Origin of the sequence: Rhizobium sp. Root274, from assembly GCF_001429245.1 — a bacterium.
Lineage (GTDB): Bacteria > Pseudomonadota > Alphaproteobacteria > Rhizobiales > Rhizobiaceae > Allorhizobium.
In genome coordinates this window covers 334,659-350,293 of record NZ_LMJE01000001.1, presented here as the reverse complement: position 1 = coordinate 350,293, position 15,635 = coordinate 334,659, and the positions used below count along the sequence as shown (strand labels likewise).

Sequence of the window (15,635 nt, the reverse complement as noted above, 5' to 3'; positions counted from 1 at the left end):
CTCACCCTTTCGTCCCGGCGGGCTTGATCCGTCGGGCGACAAAACCTGCTATTTTCGGCCCGGCAATGATAATCAGGATCAGCCGCATCGTCTGCAGCGCCATGACGAACGACATGTCGACGGGCGTCGAGGCGGCGATGATGGCGATCGAATCGAGGCCGCCGGGGCTTGTCGCCAGATAGGCGGTGAGCGGGTCGATGCCCATGAACCGCCAGAGCAGGAACGCGAGCCCACCGCAAAACGCCATCAGCACAAGGATCGAACCGACAACCTGCGGCAAGGCGCTGGCCGCATGGCGCAGGATCCTGCGGGTGAAGGTAAGGCCGATTCGCCAGCCGATCACGCCATAGGCGAGCGCCAGCAGCCATTGCGGCAGATGCAGCGAGATGACACCTGCGACATGCAGGATCGTTGTCACGGCAAGCGGCAGCAGCATCGTGCCCGCCGGGATCTTGAGCCGCGCCCCGACAGAGGCGGCAGCGAGTGCTGCGGCAAGTGTCACACCGAGGTCGAGCCAGTCGGTCTGCGGAAACCAGACGACTTGCGGTGCCGCACCACCGCTGATCCGGAAGACAAATGCTGCCATGACCGAGGCACCGGTCGCGACGAACACCACCCGGAGATATTGCATGAAGGCGACGAGCCGCGCATCCGCGCCATGCGCCTCAGCCATGAGGACCATGGCGGATGCGGCTCCTGCGGATGTCCCCCAGACGGCCGTGGTGCCCGGCAGAATGTCCGCTTTCGCAATCAGGTAGCCGAGCAGGCTGCTCGCCGAGATGACCGCAACGACGATCGCCAGGAAGATCGGCCAGTCGAGCGCCACGGCCTTCAGCGTTTCGAGATCGAGCGAGCGGGCGATAATGCAGCCGAGCAGCGAGTGCGCGAAGATATAGGGATAGCGATGCACGGAAAGGCGAGCACCGTTGGTGGCGACCAGGATCGCTGCTGCCATCGGCCCGAGCAGGAGCGCGCCGGGAATGTGGGTGGCAAAGAGGATCGTCGACAGTGTGAGCGAGACCGCAAGGAGAATGGCCCAGCGCGCCGGGACGGGCAGGGGCGTGAGCATTCCTGGTGGCGGGGAAGGAGAAGTCTCCCCACCCGCTTTCACACCCGCTCCCGAACTAGGCAGCCTTGTCTCGTCACCCATGGGCCTCTCCCGGTCTCGCCCGCGCTCCCAGCGCCAAGCATGGGATAAGCACTGGACGAAAGCGCAAATTCGTAAAATAAATGAGGTTGACCTCACAAACGAGTTTTATGAGCATGCCCTCGCAAAAGTCAAGTTTGCCGATAGCATCCGATGTATCCCAGGCGGCGCAGGCCGCAGCAATCGCCGCGCCGTCCGCGCCGCCGAAGGCAACGGCTGCGCCCGTCGCCAAGGAGCCGAAGCGCCAGCGTGGCATCGCGCGCGTTGCCCGCTTGTTGGATGCCGGTGCCAGCGTCTTTGCCGAGCAGGGCTACAAGGCTGCGACCATGACGGAGATCGCGGCCCGTGCCGGCGCCCCGATCGGCTCGCTCTACCAGTTCTTTCCCAACAAGGACGTGCTGGCGGACGCCCTTGTCGCCCGTTACGGCGAACATGTGACGGCAGCGCTCGACAAGATCCGCGAGCAGGCGGCAGAGATGGATGGCGCGGGCCTTGCCGATCGGCTGCTGGATGTCTTCGTCGCTCATTCGGCTGAGCGGAGCCTGGCGCTCAGCCTGCTCGATGCGCGCTGGGAGCAGCCGGGCGTTCGCCCCGGCGTCCTGCGTGAAAGCCTGCGCCGCCACATTGCCGAATGCCTTGCCACCTGGCGCCCGAACCTGGGTGACGACGAGCGCCAGGCGATGGCCGTCGTCCTGCTGCAGGCAATGAAGTCTCTGGCGCAACTGCATGAAGAGAAACGGTATCCGGGCAAGACCGAAGCTTTGGCGCAGTGGCGCGGCTGGGTCCGCCGCTACCTTGGCGATTTCTGAAGTCGCGGGCCGAATCGGTTGTCCCTAGGGCTCAGGCTGCGCTAGACTGCACTTATGCAATGGACGGACGAAGCAATTCTGCTCGGTGTGCGCCGGCATGGCGAAACCAGCGTCATTGCCGAGATGATGACCCGTACCCGCGGCCGCCATCTGGGCATGGTCCGTTCAGGTCGATCGCGCAGCATGCAGCCGGTGCTGCAGCCGGGGAACCGGCTGGAGGTGACCTGGCGCGCACGGCTCGACGAACATCTCGGTGAGTACAAGGTGGAGCCACTGGCATTGCGCGCTGGGCGGCTGATGGAGAGTGCGACCGCCGTCTACGGCGTTCAGGCGCTCGGATCGCTCTTGCGCCTCCTGCCTGAGCGTGATCCGCATCCGCATCTCTTCGAAGCACTCGACGTGATCCTCGATCATCTGGAAGAGCCTGGGACGGCTGGAGAACTCTTCGTCCGCTTCGAACTGGCGCTCCTGAACGATCTGGGCTTCGGACTGGATCTCGAAGAATGCGCGGCGACTGGCCTGCGCGAGGATCTGGCTTTCGTCTCGCCGAAATCCGGCCGTGCCGTCAGCCGGGCGGCGGGCGCGCCCTGGGCCGACAAGATGCTGGCACTCCCGGATTTTCTTTCATCTGGAAGCAGGCGAGGGGCAGATCCCGAAAGCCTGGCCGCCGCCTTCCGGCTCACCGGATACTTCCTTGACCGCCATGTCTACGTGCCGCGCGGGCTGGAAGCGGGCGCGGCACGGGAGGGCTTTTGTCAGGCGGCGTTGAAGACCCTGCGGGCGCTGGAAGCCACCGGCGAATTGGCCGCACCGAGAAACACGGCCTGATCCTCCGGCGACGATTTCGCCATGTGCTGATGAATCGCGGCCTGCAGTTCGCTGATATTGCGATAGCTACCGCCGTCCAGATCGATGACCGGATATTTGACGGCGATGAACTTGACCCGATCTCCGTCGGGAATGGTGATTCCAACCGGAATCCCGGCATATTCGATGACTTGCTTCTTCATAACGAATGTCCCCGCTCGTGCACACGATGCACGGCGCTGTTTCAATAGTCGTTTGTGGTGATCAGTCTTTGCGCTGCGTCACATTCGACAGGAGCAGGCGTAATGGCGTTTCACCATCACGAGGCACGGGGTCGTCTGCCAGGATCGGATGGCATCAAGAAATACAACTTGCATTTCGCTGACCTCCTTCTTTGGCTGTGGCCTCCAAGCCGGAGGCCAGTCATGGTTCGTCGTCAGTGTCCGAACCAGCATCGACAAGGTAGGTGCTGGCCCTGAATCCGTCAACGGGCCAAGCGAGAAAAATAAAATAATTTTCTGTGACAGTGGTCACTAGGCGAAAACGCAGGAATTTTGATCCGGCATAGGTGGAATGCCGAAATATGATCTCACTTTGGGCAAAATTACGCCACGGCCATGGCGGGCCGGTCGACCGCTTTTTCGCGGATCGGCCAATGCACCACAGCCGCGAAGATGCCAAGCGCCACACCCAACCACCACACCTGATCATAGGTGCCGAAGTGGTCGTAGAGATAACCGCCCATCCACACGCCGAGGAAGGAACCGATCTGGTGCGACAGGAAGACCAGGCCGCCGAGCAGTCCGAGATGGCGCGTGCCGAACATGATCGCGACCAGCCCGTTCGTCGGCGGCACGGTCGAAAGCCACAGAAGGCCCATGACAGCGGCGAAGATCACCACGGACAGCGGCGTTTGCGGCAGGAGCAGGAAGAGCGTCACCGTGATCGAGCGGCCGATATAGATGAAGGCGAGGAAATAGGGTTTCGAATAGCGCTGCCCGATCCAGCCGGCGGCAAGCGAACCGATGATGTTGAAGAAGCCGATCAGCGCCATGGCGATGACCGCATAGCGCGCCTCGATGCCGATATCGCCGAGATAGGCCGGGAAATGCGCGGTGATGAAGGCGACCTGGAAGCCGCAGACAAAGAAGCCGGTGGTCAGCAGCAGATAGCTCTTATGCGCCAGTGCCTCTTTCAGTGCTTCCGCGACTGTCTGCTTGTATTGATTGCCGGACTGGCTGCCCGACTGCGCATTGCCCCGCAGGGGGAAGGCGAGGAGCGGCACGACCAGCATCATGACGGCGATGATGACGAGACTGTCCGACCAGCCGAAGGCGGAGATGAAACCCTGGCTAAGCGGCGCGAACAGGAACATGCCGGCAGACCCGGCCGCCGTCCCGATGCCAAACGCCATCGAGCGCTGTTCGGGCGTGACATTGCGGGCGAAGGCCGAGAGGATGACGCTGAACGAACCGGCGCCGATCGCCGTGCCGATCAACACGCCGCCGCCCATATAGAGCCAGATCGGCGCCGTCGCATGCGCCATCATCAAGAGGCCGGCGGCATAAAGCACGCCGGACATGACCAGCACGCGCCCGGTGCCATACTTGTCTGCCAGTGCTCCGAAGAAGGGCTGACTGACACCCCAGAACAGGTTCTGGAACGCCATGGCGAGGCCGAAAGTCGAGCGATCCCAACCACGATCGGCGAGCATGGGCAGCTGGAAGAAACCCATGGCGGAGCGCGGCCCGAAGGTCATCACCGCAATCAGCGATCCGGCAAGAATGATAAGCCAGGGCATCGGGTGGCGGCTGGTCACGGTCATGGGAATCCTCCTCTGTCGATCACACATTAGTGCAGTCATTCCATGACGAGAAACGCCTTTTGATGAATTGCTCATCAAGGGATTTGATGAAAGTCAGGTGCGATGATTGGGACCCGATCACTTAAGCTGGCTTGGATGCGGCCGTGACGGAGCATGCCCTACCTCTCCCCCTGTGGGAGAGGTTACAAAATCGAAGGCTTAGGCGTGCGTAAGCCGCCTAAACTTCAGATTTTGTTGGTGAGGGGACCGGTGCTGCGGGCACGACGACAGACCCCCTCTCTGGCGATTTCAGATGTTTAGGCGGCTTGCGCTCGCCTAATTCATCGAAATCGCTTTCTCCCCCGCAAGGGGGGAGAGGGGCCGTCGCATGCTCAGCCGACTCCGCAATCTCACCGCTGCTTGATCGCCCAGCCCTCGCGCATACCAAGCACCGTGACCGCGTCCCCAACCGACACTACGCCGTCGCCGCGCGGGACCGCGTTCCAGCCGAACAGCGGCCCTGGCACGCGTCGGTCGGCGGACATGCGGATGCGTCCCATGGCGGGCATCGGATTGGCGCCCTCGCGTGATCCGGTCCCTTGGTCCTGCGTGGTCATGATGCAGCGCGGGCAGGGTTTGACGAAGTCAAAATGGAGGCCGCCGATCTCAAGACCTGTCCAACGATCTTCCGCCCAAGGCTCGTCACAATCGAGCACGATGTTCGGCCTGAAGCGGTCCATGCCGACCGAGCCTTCGCCATGGGCACCCATGTCCGCGTTGAGCGCGCGCAGCGACCCGGTGGTGGTGACGAGGATCTGGTAGCCATCGGCAAAACCCATCGGCGCATTCTCGCCCGCCCATTCCGCACTTGCCATGCGGCGGCTCTCGCTATCGATAAAGACCAACTTCACCGGCCGTCCGAACCAGTCGGAGAGTTTGGCATTCACGCTCTCGTCGGCAACGGCAGCGCTGACGATCGATTTCCAGATCGCCACATCCATCCGCTGCTCGGGATGCGGCAGCGCGACCATGGCTTCCCGCCCGTCATCGAGCCGAAGCGTCAAGTATGAGGCGCCCGGAATGGCGGCCAGCCGGGCTAGCTCCGGCAGTTCACGCTGGGTGATGAAATGCCCTGACGGGTCGACCAGCATCATTCGCCGGTCGCCGGCAAGCCCCATGGCCTCGATCTGCGCTTGCGGCAACGTGATGCCCCGGGCGCTCTTAAACGGATAGATGAAAAGCCCGGTGACCTGCATGGAGTGACCTCAGATTTCGTCGCGAAAGAGGGTAAGGAACTGTTCGAGCCGCTGGTGGCGCTCCTGAGCGAGGACGCGACCCGTCGCGGTCTGGAACCCGTCGGAGAGTTTCAAGAGTTTGGCCGGAAAGTGATCGATCGCATAACGCCTGTCATCGAGCGGCCGATGCTCGGCGCCGGGATCGCCGGGATGGTAGAGGCCAGAGCCCAAACGCCCGGCAATGTAGAAGCAGCGCGCCACGCCGACCATGCCGATCGCGTCAAGCCTGTCGGCATCCTGCAGGATCTTGGCCTCGATCGTCTCGGGCGGGATATTGGCGGAAAAGCTGTGGGTCAGCACGGCATGTGCCACACGGGCGATCCGGTCCTCGGCCCAGCCAAGATCGGCCAGAATGCTCGACGCTTTCTCCGCCGCAAGCCGCGAGGCCTGCGATCTAAGCGGCGAATTCTTCTCGACGGCGACACAATCATGCAGCAGAACGGCCGCCGCCAGCACCTCGGCGTCCCCGCCTTCGCCGGCCTGGATGCGCATGGCATTGCGAAACACCCGGTGGATATGCGCAAGGTCATGCGAGCCGTCGTCGCCTTCGGTCGCATGCGCCAGAAGCTGCGCCGCAAGTGCCTGATGCGGGGCAAAGGCCTCGGCAGTGAGAAGTTCGGTCACGTCACAATATCCCGGTGATTCCTGGCAGGCGAGGCACCCATCTAGCCCGCCTCCCAGCCTCGCCGCAATCCGCGAAAGCTCAGATCCCCGTCGCCTCGTCCTCCCGCATGGCGTCTGCAACGTCAGCGGTCTTTGCCTTCGAACTCAGGATCTTCTGATAGAAGAGCCCGATGCCGATCAGCACGAAGCCCAGGCCGATGAAGGACAACGCCCTCAGAACGCCTTCGAGATTGGCCATGTCGATGAGGAAGACCTTGGCGACAGTCAGGATCACGAGAACGGCCGAGGCGATGCGCAGGCTCCTGGCGTCGAAGCGAGACCCGAGCGCCAGCAGCCCGACCCCGATCGCAAGCCAGGCCACTGAGTAGCTGTAGGTCTCCGCCTGCTCGAAACCTTTCCAATAGGCAATGAACTCGCCCTGCCAGAAGCGTCGAACACTCAGCGTCACCCAGGCAAACCCGAGCAGAGCGCCGGAGCCGGCAAGGAGGATGACATAGGGCAGGGGCCGCTTGTCGCGGGCGTAAACGGCGAGCCCGGCATAGCCGAGGCCCGGTAGCAGGTAGCCTATCAAAAGCAGGTTGACGAAGGGCCATGAGCCCGTGCCCTCGCCGCTGAAATAGGGGTTGAGCGCACCAAGATGCAGGCTCAGCACCTGCAGCATCGAGATGACGCCCGCGACCATCGAGCCATAACGGAAGACGGGGCTCGGCGATTTCAGATCAAGCGTCATCAGGATCCCGGAGAGGCCGATCACCAGCAGCGTATAAATCGACTGCTCGCCGAGTGTCGGGGTAGACGAATCCAGCACGCCGCCGTTCATCGCGTGGCGGACGAGGATGGCGATGGCGAGCAGGCCCATCAGGCTTGCCAGCCCCTGCAGCGCGTTCTTCACCCGCGCACCCGGCCAGTGGCGAAGCTCGTAGGCGGAGAGAAGGGCGAGCAGCGCTGGAATGCCGTAACCGGCGAGCAACTGGTTGAAGAAGGGCGTGCGGCTGAGGGCATCGGGGCCAACCAGTGTCGGATCCCAGGCGATGCGGAAGAGCACGCCGCAAAGGGCTGCCACCATCATCCAGGGCAGCCCGCTCCAGGGGCGCAGCCGTGTTGCCATCAGGTAGACGAAGCCGAGGACGGCGAGCAGCAGTGTCGTGACGAGGCCATCCGTCAGCGTATGGAGAGCGAGCGCAAAGGCGGCGAAGCTGCCGAAGAGCAGCAGATCACGCGCGCGGCGCAGGCGTCGGCCAAGACCCGCGCGTTCCAGCCATTCCGCTGAGGCCAACAGCACGGTACCGGTCGCGAGTGCGAAAAGTCCATGGTGCCAGTCACTCCCGTAAACGCCGTAGAAGACGAAGCTGATGGTTGCGAGCAGAACCGGCATCGCGGCGGCAAGTCCCGCCCAGAGGGTTGAGAAGACTGTGTCCACCGCACCCCGGCGGCGGATGAAGGAAAGCCCGAGCAGGGTGAACATGGCCCCCAAATAGAAGAGGAGCAGCACGATCACCCGGTCGAGGCCTGCAGCCGTCTCCGTGGTGACCCCGACGCCATCAAGCACGGTCTGCACCTGCGTCATCATATTGGTTTCGACGAGCGCGCCAAACACCGCGCCGACGGCGGCAATCACCATCGGCCAGAAGGCGCCCTGGCGCGCCGCACCGGCAGACGCGAGCACGGCGATCAACGCGGCAAAGCAAAATGTCGGAAAGATCGCGGTCGGCCCGGTGATTGCCAGCATGGCCAGCGCCGGTATGAGCACAGACAGCGCCATCGTAATGTCGACCCCGAGGCGGCCCGTTGCCATGCGGCGCCCCACGGCCTCCCACAACAGCGGCTCGTCCGAAAGATTGAGATCCGCTTCCGTATTGCCCGGCCAGATCATGACCCAGGCAGCGATCATCGCGATCAGAGAAAGGGTCACGGGTGTCTGATCGCCGAGATCGAAGAGGCCGATCAGGGCCCAGAGACCGAGGCCGACTTGTGCGAGTGCCGGGACGATCTGCCAGCCGCGCATCCGCGAAGCGATCGCAGTCGCAACTTGAGCAACGGTGAGGAAGATGAACAGCGTCCACGGATTGGGGCTGGTCGAGGACACCAAGAGCGGCGTCAGCATCGAGCCGGTAAGGCCAAGCCCTGCCAGCGCCTGGCCATGCAGCAGCGACAGCCCGAGTACGGCGAAGGCGGTGAGCGCCAGAAGCACGAAGGCCGTCGCCGGGCCGATGAAATCGTAGATCCCGTGGGCAGCGTAGATCGCACCGAAAAGGGCAACAGCACCGGCGGCCGTCAATATGCCGGGCACCATGGCATTGGCATAAAGGGCTGTCGCCTGCGGCAGCGCCTTGCGCCGAACCAGTTCGCCGGCGGCCATCAGTAGGAGCCCGAAGAGCGCAGCGAGTGACAACCGGACGCCGGGGCCGAGCAACCCGCTCTCGATCGAGTAACGCACGAGGAAGACGCCACCAAGCGCCAGTGCTAGACCGCCGGCCCAAACTGCCCAGCGAGCACCGAGGAGGTTTTCCAGGCTTTCGGCCGGTGCCTTTGGTACAACCGATTCTGCGGGTGATGAGGACACCGTCCCGTCCAAACCGGCCCTAGCAGCGATTGCGGGCGCGTCTTCGGACGCAGGTTCGCCGAGGCTATCAACAGGCATCGCCTCGGGAGCGGTGATGATCTCGGCAGATACATCCGCCGAGGCCGCGTCCTCGCCAGCGTCCACTGCTGCTTGAGGCTTCTCGGCCGGTAGCGCCGACATTTCGCCTTGTCCAAGCCGCAGCAATTGTTCGCGCACGGCGCCCAACTCCTGCTCCAGGCGGTCGATGCGCTTGGCCGAGCCGCGCATGCTGAAGAAGAGTATGCCGATCAGAATCAGCGGCAGGATTTCGAACATCGGACCCCCGGGTGTCGACGGAATGTTCCGAACTCTAATCGTTTTCGCGGCAAGGGGAAGCGTAGTGCGTCACGGCGCAACCGCACAAACCGAGCGAAGACCAATGACAAGGCGGCCTTGCAATCCGAACCGAAACTTTCTAAATCCTGTGCACCGGCACCTGCCGGTTTTCTTTGGCTCTTATTATGCTCAATATGAGCATAAATCGGGAGGAGGTTGCCATGGAACCGCAAATCGGGCGCAATGCCGGCCTTGTAACGCAGACAGCGGCGGATCGTTTTGGTATGTGGGAACGCCCCGACCTCAGTTACACGCCCGCCGTCGCCAGGGAGACAGCGCATCTTTACGAGCGCGTCCGCGACTTCATCCCGGAAATCGAATGGCCGGTCTTCGCGCCCTATATCCACGCCATCAACCGCGTGAAGAAGGAGCGCGGCGCCGTCATCCTGGCGCATAATTACCAGACGCCGGAAATCTTTCACTGCGTCGCCGATATCAAGGGCGATTCACTGCAGCTCGCCCGCGACGCGGTCAGCGTCGATGCCGAGATCATCGTGCAATGCGGCGTGCATTTCATGGCGGAGACCTCGAAGCTGCTCAATCCGGAAAAGACCGTGCTGATCCCCGATGGCCGCGCCGGTTGCTCCCTGTCGGAATCGATCACGGGTGCCGACGTCCGCCTGTTGCGCGAGCGTTATACCGGCGTGCCCGTGGTCACCTATGTCAACACCTCTGCCGACGTGAAGGCCGAGACCGACATCTGCTGCACCTCGGCCAATGCCGTCGACGTGGTCAACAGCTTCGACAGCGATACGGTACTCTGCATCCCCGACGAATATCTGGCGATGAACGTCGCCAACCAGACGACGAAAAAGATCCTGACCTGGAAGGGCCATTGCGAAGTGCATGAGCGCTTCACGGCGGATGAGCTCCTGGAATACAAGCGGGCCGATCCGCGCATTGAGATCGTCGCTCACCCCGAATGCCATCCGAGCGTGCTCGCCGTCTCCGATTATGCCGGCTCGACCAAGGGCATGATCGACTACGTCAAGACGAAGCGGCCCCAGCGCGTGCTGCTCGTCACCGAATGCTCCATGGCCTCCAACATCCAGGTCGAAGTCCCCGAGGTCGATTTCGTCAAGCCGTGCAATCTCTGTCCGCACATGAAGCGCATCACCTTGCCGAAGATCCTCGACAGCCTGCTGTTCATGACGGAGGAAGTGACGGTCGATCCCGCCATCGCAGGCCGTGCACGGCTTGCAGTGGAACGGATGATCCATCTGAAGAACTGAGGCAGTGCGATGGAAGGCATTCCAGATCCCAGTAAGTCTGCCAAAACAGTCAGTGCAATTTCGCTGACTGTTTTGGCCGACCTTGTTCCTGGCGGCAGCGCTTTTCGAGATTTGGTCGGTGCATATCAATCGAAGAAAATCGAAGAGTATCGGCAGCTACTGTTGACTGAAATTCATCAGCGGGGACTGAAGGCATTTGATGATCTCTCTGATACACAAATCGAGTTCATCATACCCGCCGCCTATCGCTTCTTTGAACAGGTTCGGCTCGGTGAGTACCGCCACAACCTGAAGATTTTGGCTCGTTTTTTAGCAAATGGATTGGTTGATCAGGTTTCGCTGCCGAAACCGGGAGATGTCGGTCGGCTCGCACGGCAGCTAGAATATCTGGATGAACTTGAGCTGCGAGTTCTGGCGGCTTCGATCGGATTCTCGGAGGCAAGCTTATCGAAAGCTAAAGTTGAGCAACCGTTCATCTCTGTCACAAGTTTGGGCAGGCTCTATCCAAAGTTACTCACACAAGATGATGGGCGTCTTCGCGCTGCGCTTGCTGTTTTGAGTGCGCGTGGGTTCCTTTATCCAGACGGAGCGGTGCTTTTCGATAAGTCGGAGGAGACTTATCACTTGACCGAAGACACAGTACGTCTCTCTGGACTTGTAAATGTGGGTGAGGCGTAGCAGAAATGCCGACCAATCTTGAATCCATGCGGCCGCAATCCTGGCAGGGCATCGACGATATCGTCATCGTCGGTGGCGGCCTCGCCGGCCTCTTCTGCGCGTTGAAGCTTGCACCGCGCCCCGTTACGGTGCTGGCCGCCGCCCCGATCGGGCAGGGCGCGTCCTCGGCCTGGGCGCAAGGCGGCATTGCCGCTGCGATGAGCCCAGGCGACAGTTTTGACAAGCATTTGGCCGATACGGTTGCGGCCGGTGCCGGTCTGGTCGAGGAGAAGATTGCCCGCCTGATGATTTCGGAAGGCCCGGATCGCATTCATGATCTGCTAGGTTATGGCGTGCCCTTCGATCGCGATCTCGAAGGCCATCTTCTGCTGTCGCGCGAGGCCGCCCATTCCGAACGCCGGATCGTGCGGGTCGCAGGCGATCGTGCAGGCGGTGCGATCATGGAAGCGCTGATCGCAGCCGTTCGCCGCACGCCCTCAATCCGGGTGATGGAAGGTTATGTCGTCGAGGAGCTGATCGCCGAGGGACGGTTCGTCTCGGGTGTCGTGGCGCGCCCCGATGCCGGCCAGTCGACGGCCCGCGTCGCCTTTCCGGCCCGGGCCGTAGTGCTCTGCTCCGGCGGCGTCGGCCATCTCTATGCCGTCACCACCAATCCGGCCGAGGCGCGGGGAACCGGCGTTGGCATGGCCGCCAAGGCCGGCGCCGTCATTGCCGATCCCGAATTCGTCCAGTTCCATCCGACAGCGATCGATATCGGTCATGACCCCGCACCGCTCGCGACAGAAGCCCTACGCGGCGATGGTGCTGTTCTCGTCAACCGCGCCGGCCATCGTTTCATGACGGATCTGCATCCGGACGCCGAACTCGCGCCCCGTGATATCGTCGCGCGCGGTGTCTTTGCAGAAGTGGCTGCCGGTCGCGGCGCCTTCCTTGATTGCACCAAGGCAGTGGGCAAGGATTTCGCCGCGCATTTTCCGACCGTCTACGCCTCCTGCACGGCAGCCGGCATCGACCCCGCAACGCAGGCCATCCCGGTCGTGCCCGCCGTGCATTACCACATGGGCGGCATTGCCGTGGATGCCGATGGCCGCACTTCGCTCGATGGCCTCTGGGCTGCCGGTGAAGTCACCTCAAGCGGTGTCCATGGTGCCAACCGGCTCGCCTCCAATTCGCTGCTCGAAGCCGTGGTCTTTGCCGGGCGCATTGCCGATAGCATCAAGGGCATGCTGCCAGAATCCTCGCTCTATGAATGGCCGAAGGCCGCCGGAGAAAACGACGATCTCGTCACGCTGGAGGACAGTGCCGAATTGAAGGAGCTGCGCCGCCTGATGAGCATGCATGCCGGCGTTATCCGCAGCGAAGAGGGGCTTAAGACCCTGATCCGCGAACTGGCCCGCCTGGAGCGGGAGCGGCCGCGCGTGCGCTTCTCCAACATCACCGCGACCGCGAGGCTGATTGCCGTCGGTGCCCTGCAGCGCGCAGAAAGCCGGGGTGCACAGATGCGCTCGGATCATCCGACGATGGATGAGGCTTTCCACCGTCGCACCTATTTGACGCTGCGCGAAGCCGATCGCATCGCGGCCGAAATCACCGGCTGACCGAAAGGGACAGGACCATGACAAAGACCGAGAGCTTCCGCCCACAATTGTCGCCGCTGATGGTCGAGGATCTCGTGCGGGCAGCCCTGCTCGAGGACCTTGGGCGTGCCGGCGATATCACAACCTATGCCACGATCGGCCCGGAGAAGACGGCGCGCATGACGATCAACGGTCGCGATCCGGGCGTGGTCGCCGGCCTCGTTCTGGCCGAGACCGCGTTTCGGCTCATTGATCCGGCCGTGCGCTTCGAAGCCCTGGTTGCGGATGGCGATCGCGTTTCGCCCGGCCAGCCGCTCGCGCGCGTCGGAGGCCCCGCCCGGGCGGTGCTGTCGGCGGAGCGTGTCGCGCTCAACTTTCTCATGCACCTTTCTGGCGTTGCGAGCTACACGGCCCGCTTCGCCGATGCGATAGCCCATACGAAGGCCCGGGTGACCTGTACCCGCAAGACGCTGCCGGGCTTGCGGGCGGTGGAGAAATACGCTGTCCGCCTCGGTGGCGGCTCGAACCACCGTTACGGCCTCGACGATGCGATCCTGATCAAGGACAACCACATCGCTGTCTGTGGCGGCGTGGCCGAGGCGATCCATGCGGCCCGCGCCTATGCCGGGCATTTGGTTAAGATTGAAGTGGAGGTGGACAGTCTTCCCCAGATGCGTGAGGCGCTTAAGGCCGGTCCCGACGTTATCCTGCTCGACAATATGACGCCGGATACACTGGTAGAGGCCGTGGAGATCAACCGGCAGCATCATGCCATGACGCCAGCGATTTACGCCTCCAGTCGCAATCGCACCATCTTGGAAGCATCGGGCAATGTCACGCTCCAAACAGTCGCTGCCATTGCGGAAACCGGGGTCGATTTCATCTCGACATCGAAGATCACCATGGCCGCCCCGACAATGGATATCGGATTAGACTCAGTCTTGGTCTGAGATTGTCAAAAACTTTGCTTGCATTGTGCCGACGCGCGGCTGCGTACGAAGTTTTGATTCAGAAGTTCGCGAAATTTTTCATAGGCTTGACGTATATAAGTCAAACCTTCGATAGTTATTACCCATGATTAATAGTTTTGACCACTTTTCGGGAATCTCTTACCTCGAAAACGTTCCCGGTGGAGTTGAGCGTACGGCGAATTTGGGCGTTTCAATTTTATCGTCGGGGGTTTCATGACGAGCATCATTTCTTCATCCGGAAGCAGTGCAGCGGGGCGCGTTTCGGTTTCGAGCCTGGACACCAATGGCGACGGCATCATTAGTGCCGAGGAGTTGGAAGCAGCGAAGTCCAACCGCACTCAGGATCCGACCGTTTCCAGTGACAATGCCGCAACCGGCACGCAGTCGCAGCTGCAGAGCAGCATGATCTCCATGCTTCTGCAATCGTCTTCCACACAGGCCGAAGGTGAAGCGCCGCGGGATGCGCGCGATCTGTTCAGTGCCATCGACGCAGATGGTGACGGCAAGATAACCCAGGATGAGTTCGTCTCTGCTCGCCCGAAAGAAATGAGCGAAGAAGAGGCAACGGCACGGTTCAGCGAGTTGGACAGCGAAGGCTCCGGCTTCCTCACCGAAGAAACCTTTGCAGCTGGCATGCCGCAGCCGCCGGAGGCGATCGATGCCGATGGCACGACGACGACCGACGACGAGACGGTCAGCATTTTCGACATTCTGTCGGAAATGCAGCGGGTCATCGACGCCTATCGTGAAAACGGTTCCGAGACGACTGAAGTCTGAAGTCTGAGGGCTCCGAAAGGTTCGGGCTTCGTTCGGGTCGAGGCAAGCTCGTGGCGGCGAGCGGCCTAGGGTCCTGGACGAGGTCCGTTCTCCCGATTTAACATCGGAGCCGTGCTGGCGGGCACGGTTTCTTTCGCATCGGCGTGATAGGTGACCTGCGGATAGGGGATGGAGATCCCCTTCTCATCAAAGGAGGTCTTCACCTTCTTGATCATCTCGCGGGATGTCGGCCAGAAATCCGATGCCTTGGTCCAGTACCACATCGTCAACACCACTGAACTGTCGCCCAATTGATCGACATGGGTGGCCACGGCGGGATCAGCAAGGACGCGCGGGTCAGCCTCAGCGTGATCGCGCATGATTTTTTCCGCAGCATCGATATCGTCCTCGTAGCCGATCCCGACCTTGAGTTCGAAGCGCCGCGTCTGATGACGGCTGAAATTGGTGATGGGCACGTTCCACAAGATGGAATTCGGGGCCAGCCGGTAAAGCCCGTCGGGTGTGCGAAGCTCAGTGGCAAAGAGGCCGATCTCGACAATCGTGCCGGAAATCGAACCTGTATCGATGTATTCTCCCACCCGGAATGGCCTGAGCACCAGAAGCATGATGCCGGCGGCAATGTTCTGCAGCGTCCCCTGCAGCGCAAGGCCGATGGCAAGGCCGGCAGCACCCAGCGCTGCAATGATCGAGGCCGTCTGCACCCCGAACTGGCCGAGCACCGTGACGAAGACGAGGATCAGCGACGCGTAGCGCACCACATTGGCGAAGAAGCGGGCAAGCGTTTCATCAATCCCGTGTAGCTGCAAAAGGCCCAGATGGGTCCACCGGCTCAAGAGCCGCGATACCCACCAGCCGAGCGCCAGAAGCAAAAGCGCGCCGAGGATGGAAAAGGAGTATTCCACCGCCAGCCGGCCCGCCTGGGCCAATGCCGCCTGTGATGCCAGGATAACTTCGCTTGCCTGCTGCTCCATGCCTT

13 protein-coding genes and 1 pseudogene are annotated in these 15,635 nt (G+C 62.0%); 7 read left to right on the top strand and 7 right to left on the bottom strand.

All coding sequences use genetic code 11. The features are described from left to right. Nucleotide 1: 1 nt before the first annotated feature. Entirely contained in the window at nt 2-1,150 is a 1,149-nt protein-coding gene (locus tag ASE36_RS01830) for an AbrB family transcriptional regulator (protein ID WP_156378544.1), read from the bottom strand. A gap of 179 nt (nt 1,151-1,329) precedes the next feature. Between ASE36_RS01830 and ASE36_RS01825 the strand changes: the two genes are divergently transcribed. Together ASE36_RS01825 and recO are read left to right on the top strand one after the other, a co-directional pair. Beyond that, nucleotides 1,330-1,956 carry a TetR/AcrR family transcriptional regulator gene (locus tag ASE36_RS01825; RefSeq protein WP_413813642.1) on the top strand — a complete coding sequence of 209 codons (627 nt, stop codon included), beginning with the start codon at nt 1,330-1,332 and terminating at the stop codon, nt 1,954-1,956. A gap of 54 nt (nt 1,957-2,010) precedes the next feature. Then, nucleotides 2,011-2,784: a DNA repair protein RecO gene (gene recO, locus ASE36_RS01820; protein ID WP_062275075.1), complete on the top strand. Its 774-nt coding sequence runs from the start codon at nt 2,011-2,013 to the stop codon at nt 2,782-2,784. 2 nt (nt 2,785-2,786) lie between these two features. Here the strand turns inward: recO and ASE36_RS01815 are convergent. The 5 genes and pseudogenes from ASE36_RS01815 to ASE36_RS01795 form a co-directional block, all read right to left on the bottom strand. After that, a pseudogene (locus ASE36_RS01815) lies at nt 2,787-2,966 on the bottom strand (hypothetical protein); the annotation flags it as partial. Nucleotides 2,967-3,367: 401 nt separating this feature from the next. Next, entirely contained in the window at nt 3,368-4,588 is a 1,221-nt protein-coding gene (locus tag ASE36_RS01810) for an MFS transporter (RefSeq protein ID WP_062275069.1), read from the bottom strand. Nucleotides 4,589-4,977: 389 nt separating this feature from the next. Further along, nucleotides 4,978-5,823: an MOSC domain-containing protein gene (locus tag ASE36_RS01805; RefSeq protein ID WP_062275067.1), complete on the bottom strand. Its 846-nt coding sequence runs from the start codon at nt 5,821-5,823 to the stop codon at nt 4,978-4,980. A gap of 9 nt (nt 5,824-5,832) precedes the next feature. Next, the gene (locus ASE36_RS01800; RefSeq protein WP_062275065.1) at nt 5,833-6,486 is read right to left on the bottom strand and encodes an HD domain-containing protein; all 654 of its coding nucleotides are present in this window, start codon (nt 6,484-6,486) and stop codon (nt 5,833-5,835) included. A gap of 79 nt (nt 6,487-6,565) precedes the next feature. Continuing rightward, nucleotides 6,566-9,364, bottom strand: coding sequence for a DUF2339 domain-containing protein (locus tag ASE36_RS01795; RefSeq protein ID WP_062275063.1), 2,799 nt, complete (start codon nt 9,362-9,364; stop codon nt 6,566-6,568). 221 nt (nt 9,365-9,585) lie between these two features. On the opposite strand from ASE36_RS01795, the gene nadA reads away from it, so the two are divergent. The 5 genes from nadA (at nt 9,586) to ASE36_RS01770 (ending at nt 14,659) form a co-directional block, all read left to right on the top strand. Beyond that, nucleotides 9,586-10,656, top strand: coding sequence for a quinolinate synthase NadA (gene nadA, locus ASE36_RS01790; protein ID WP_062275061.1), 1,071 nt, complete (start codon nt 9,586-9,588; stop codon nt 10,654-10,656). 9 nt (nt 10,657-10,665) lie between these two features. After that, entirely contained in the window at nt 10,666-11,334 is a 669-nt protein-coding gene (locus tag ASE36_RS01785) for a hypothetical protein (protein WP_062275059.1), read from the top strand. 5 nt (nt 11,335-11,339) lie between these two features. After that, nucleotides 11,340-12,932 carry an L-aspartate oxidase gene (locus ASE36_RS01780; RefSeq protein WP_062275057.1) on the top strand — a complete coding sequence of 531 codons (1,593 nt, stop codon included), beginning with the start codon at nt 11,340-11,342 and terminating at the stop codon, nt 12,930-12,932. A gap of 17 nt (nt 12,933-12,949) precedes the next feature. Further along, nucleotides 12,950-13,861 carry a carboxylating nicotinate-nucleotide diphosphorylase gene (gene nadC, locus ASE36_RS01775; RefSeq protein WP_062275055.1) on the top strand — a complete coding sequence of 304 codons (912 nt, stop codon included), beginning with the start codon at nt 12,950-12,952 and terminating at the stop codon, nt 13,859-13,861. A 234-nt stretch (nt 13,862-14,095) separates the two neighbouring features. After that, a complete protein-coding gene (locus ASE36_RS01770) occupies nt 14,096-14,659 on the top strand; it encodes an EF-hand domain-containing protein (protein ID WP_062275053.1) in 564 nt (187 codons plus the stop codon). Between the two features lie 65 nt (nt 14,660-14,724). Here the strand turns inward: ASE36_RS01770 and ASE36_RS01765 are convergent, their stop codons facing one another. Beyond that, nucleotides 14,725-15,630 (bottom strand): mechanosensitive ion channel family protein, encoded by a 906-nt coding sequence (locus tag ASE36_RS01765; protein WP_062275051.1) that lies wholly within the window; start codon nt 15,628-15,630, stop codon nt 14,725-14,727. Nucleotides 15,631-15,635: the final 5 nt, after the last annotated feature.